3 protein-coding genes, 3 tRNA genes and 1 pseudogene are annotated in these 4,375 nt (G+C 31.2%); all 7 read right to left on the bottom strand.

The genetic code is table 11. From position 1 onward, the window contains the following. Positions 1–2: 2 nt before the first annotated feature. Positions 3–79, bottom strand: a tRNA-Asp gene (locus BUA90_RS11955). Between the two features lie 121 nt (positions 80–200). Then, positions 201–276, bottom strand: a tRNA-Val gene (locus BUA90_RS11950). Between the two features lie 4 nt (positions 277–280). Next, positions 281–370, bottom strand: a tRNA-Leu gene (locus BUA90_RS11945). Between the two features lie 142 nt (positions 371–512). Next, positions 513–719 (bottom strand): heavy-metal-associated domain-containing protein, encoded by a 207-nt coding sequence (locus BUA90_RS11940; protein ID WP_242945100.1) that lies wholly within the window; start codon positions 717–719, stop codon positions 513–515. Between the two features lie 156 nt (positions 720–875). Continuing rightward, positions 876–3,326 (bottom strand): annotated as a pseudogene (locus BUA90_RS11935) (heavy metal translocating P-type ATPase). 198 nt (positions 3,327–3,524) lie between these two features. Continuing rightward, positions 3,525–3,842: a DUF1294 domain-containing protein gene (locus BUA90_RS11930; RefSeq protein ID WP_072968865.1), complete on the bottom strand. Its 318-nt coding sequence runs from the start codon at positions 3,840–3,842 to the stop codon at positions 3,525–3,527. 145 nt (positions 3,843–3,987) lie between these two features. Beyond that, a partial coding sequence (locus tag BUA90_RS11925) for a CoA-transferase (RefSeq protein ID WP_278302803.1) occupies positions 3,988–4,375 on the bottom strand: 388 nt, incomplete at its 5' end.

Below are 4,375 nucleotides of genomic sequence, written 5' to 3'. Positions count from 1 at the left end.
ATTGGCGACCCGGAAGGGACTCGAACCCTCGGCCTCTAGCGTGACAGGCTAGCGTTCTAACCAACTGAACTACCGGGCCAAATATAAATTAAAAATTATGAATTAGAATTAAAAATTATATTAAATTCTTCTCAACAATTCTCAATCATTAATCCTAATTCTCAATTTTCAATTCTCAATTTTCAATTATTAATCGAATCTGGTGGGTGCAATAGGACTTGAACCTATGACCCCCTGCTTGTAAGGCAGGTGCTCTCCCAGCTGAGCTATGCACCCATTATGGTGCCGGGGACCGGAATCGAACCGGTACGGTCTTATAAGGACCGCAGGATTTTAAGTCCTGTGCGTCTGCCAGTTCCGCCACCCCGGCATAATAAATCTAATCACTTCTATAGTCTTTATTTTTCACAGCGACAAAATATATATTATCGCAAAATCTTAATTTTGTCAAATGATTTTTTACTCTAGAAATTAATAACCACCATCTGAAATGGTGGCTATCATCAAACAATTTATATTTCTTTAATTTCTAAAATATCATATCCTGCATCATCAATTGCTTGTCTTATAACTGATTCATCTACATCTTTTGTTAAATTTATTATAGCATTTTTTTCATCTACACTTATACTTTCAACAATTACTCCATCAATCTCACCTAAAGCTCTTTCAACCCTGCCTTTACAATGATGACAACTCATACCCTCAATTAAAATCATTTTTTTCACGCGATACACCTCCTGATTCTTTATGCATAAAAAGTCATAATTTCAAAAACTGATACTATCAAGTTTTTTATTTCTTATTTTGATTAATTACTGATAATTTATACCCAATAAAAAATTTAAAATCATAAAGCTATATAAATTTCGCATTTAAACTTTAAATTTTTTAAGTCTTAATGCATTTGTAACTACAGAAACTGAACTAAGTGACATAGCCGCTGCAGCAAACATTGGATTGAGTTTTGGTCCTCCAAAAGCATAAAACAGTCCTGCTGCTAATGGTATGCCTGCTGTATTATAAGCAAAAGCCCAAAATAGATTTTGTTTAATATTTCTTATAGTACTCTTACTTAATTTTATAGCTGTAACTACATCTAGCAAATCACTTTTCATAAGAACTATATCGGCAGATTCCATAGCTACATCAGTTCCAGAACCTATAGCTATACCTATATCAGCCTGTGCAAGAGCAGGAGCATCATTTATTCCATCACCAACCATAGCAACTTTTTTGCCTTTTTCTTGTAGCTTTTTTATTTCATTTGCTTTATCTTCAGGTAGAACTTCTGCCAAAACAACATCAATTCCAACCTCTTTTGCAATTGCCTCCGCAGTTTTTTTATTATCCCCCGTAATCATTGCTACTTTTATTCCCATTTCATGAAGTTTTTCTATTGCCTTTCTACTATTCTCTTTGACTACATCTGCCACTGCTATAATTCCTTCTAATTTGCTATTAATAGCAATATACATTGGTGTTTTACCCTCTACTGCTAATTTATTAGCTTCTTCTTTTAATGTTATATCTATATTTTTATTCCTCATCAATTTTTCATTTCCCAACAATATTATATTGCCTTTTATTTCTACTTCTATTCCTTGACCGGGGACAGCATAAAATTTATCTAATTTTAATAGAGATATTTTTCTATCTTCAGCTTCCCTTATTATAGCTTCTCCAAGAGGATGTTCAGAACCTTTTTCAGCTGTAGCTGCCATTTGTAAAAGTTCTTCTTCTGAATAATTTCCTCTAGTTATTATATCTGTTACTTTAGGCTCTCCTTCTGTTATAGTTCCCGTTTTATCAAACACAACAGTATCTATTTTATATGCTGTTTCAAGTGCAACACCACTTTTAATCAAAACTCCCAACTCAGCTCCCTTACCTGTTCCAACCATTATAGCTGTTGGAGTTGCCAATCCTAATGCACATGGACAAGCTATAACTAATACTGATATGAATATTGTAAGTGCAAATACAAGCTGTGCTCCATTTATATACCAAAGTAGTCCAGAAATAACTGCTATAGACATAACTATAGGAACAAAATATCCAGATATTATATCTGCAAGTTTAGCAATCGGTGCCTTGCTTCCTTGTGCTTCTTCAACAAGTTTTATAATTTGGGCCAATGCTGTATCTTTCCCAACTCTTGTTGCTTTAAATTTTAAAATCCCATGTTTATTTATACTTGCTCCTACAACTTTATCACCTACATTTTTTTCAACCGGCATACTTTCACCAGTAAGCATTGATTCATCTACAGAGCTATGACCTTCTACAACTATTCCATCTACTGGTATTTTTTCGCCAGGTTTTACTAATATTACATCTCCTACTTCAACTTCTTCTATAGGAATAATTACTTCTTCATCTTCATATATAACTGTTGCAGTTTTGGGCTGAAGTCCCATTAATTTTTTTATAGCTTCAGATGCCTTTCCCTTTGAACGAGTTTCTAAATATTTTCCAAGCATTATAAGAGAAATTATTACTGCTGCACTCTCAAAATACAAGTCCATAGCGTACTCGTGATATCCATTTGCTATTTTATATGTAGCAAATGCTCCATAAGCCATTGCAGCACTTGTACCTACTGCTATTAAAGAATCCATATTAGGACTTCCCTTAAATAAAGATTTAAAACCTATAATATAAAATTTATTTCCTGCAATTACAACTGGAATAGTTAAAATAATTTGAACTAAAGCAAAATTCAATGGATAAAACTCTGGATTAATTATCTTTGGAATAGGAAGTCCTATCATGTGTCCCATTGATATATATAAAAGAGGTATAGAAAAAGAAATAGCTACTAAAAATTTTACCCACATATTTTTTATTTCTTTTTCTTTTTTATCTCTATCTTCGTCCTTAATATCTCCTCTTTCTACATCTAAAGGAGTATATCCAGCTTTTTTAATTGCAGCTTTTATTTCTGAAATCCTTATTATATTTGAATCATAAACTATTGTAGCTTTATTTGTAGCTATATTTACATTCACTGATTTTATTCCGTCTAATTTGTTGATAGCCCTATCAACGGCTTTTACACAAGCTGCTCATGTCATACCTTGTATAGGTATAATTACTTCTTTTAAATCTTCATCTGTTAAAGCCCTATAACCAGACTTTTTAACCGCTTCAATTATATTATTTTCTGCTATTTTATCTTTATCATATTTAACTATCATCTTTTCCGTAGCAAGATTTACTCTAGCCTCAAATACTCCTTCCAGTTTACTTACTGCCCTTTCTACAGCTTTAGCACAAGCTGCACATGTCATACCTTCTATTTTAAAACTTTTTTCTATTTCCATTCACACACTCCTTTCTAATCTTTTTATCTTTATCCACGATTATTATATACCCCTACGCCGTATATGTAAATAGTTTTGTTTCTTTTTTATCAATTTATTTTTACATCTATATAATACCCAATTTTAAATTCATAAATAAAAAATAGTAGCAAAATTTTTCTTCTATGCTACTATAATCTATTTTATTTATATAAATTTCTATGTTATTCTAAAATATAAAAAATATATTATTATAAATAAAATTATTTTATTCAGCAGATATATAATAGGAATACCAATATAAAATGTCTTATGCTGGGTCTTATGTCTAAACATAGTCATCCCTAAAAGAACTCCTGAAGCTCCTCCTAATAAAGCGATTATAAAAAAATTTTTCTCTTTAATTCTCCATTTGTTTTTCTTTGCTTTATACTTGTCTATAACTATTATAAAAAAGCCATACAAATTTATAATAAGAATGTAAAAAAGACAGTATATTTCTTTGTTTTTAAAAAAATCAATAGATATGTTTACCATCATTTACCTCCAAACTGTTTTTACTTTGACTTAACAATAATTATACTAAAAAGAAAGTTAATAAGTACATATAACCTAAATTATTTTTCCAAAAAAATTCAAAGGCAGTTGACTTTCAATGTCAACCACCTTTACTTTAGTATAGCTAAATCTGCATACGTTTTAAATCTTCTGGAATTATCAACTTAGCTTCTGTTGCTGCTTGAACCTCATCAGTAGTAAATTCAGGATTTATTTCTTTTAATACTAATCCTTTATCTGTAACTTCCATAACTCCCATTTCAGTTATTATGAGATTAACTTGACCTTTAGCTGTAAGTGGTAGATTACATTCTTTTAGTATTTTTACATTTCCCTTTGATGTATGTGTCATGGCTATTATAACTTTTTTAGCTCCTACTACTAAATCCATAGCTCCTCCCATTCCGGGAACTTTTTTACCTGGTATCATCCAGTTTGCAAGATTTCCTTTTTCATCTACTTGAAGTGCTCCTAGCACAGTAACATCTACATGTCCTCCTCTTATTATTGCA

The organism is Caminicella sporogenes DSM 14501 (assembly GCF_900142285.1).
In the GTDB taxonomy this organism is placed as follows: Bacteria; Bacillota; Clostridia; order Peptostreptococcales; family Caminicellaceae; genus Caminicella; species Caminicella sporogenes.
The sequence above is the reverse complement of the archived record's forward strand: the minus strand, read 5'-3'. Positions and strand labels throughout refer to the sequence as shown.

What these genes read in the sequence shown, in the direction of transcription:
- BUA90_RS11930 (WP_072968865.1), bottom strand. Translation starts at nt 3,842, where the DNA reads ATGGTAAACATATCTATTGATTTTTTTAAAAACAAAGAAATATACTGT.
- BUA90_RS11940 (WP_242945100.1), bottom strand. Translation starts at nt 719, where the DNA reads ATGATTTTAATTGAGGGTATGAGTTGTCATCATTGTAAAGGCAGGGTT.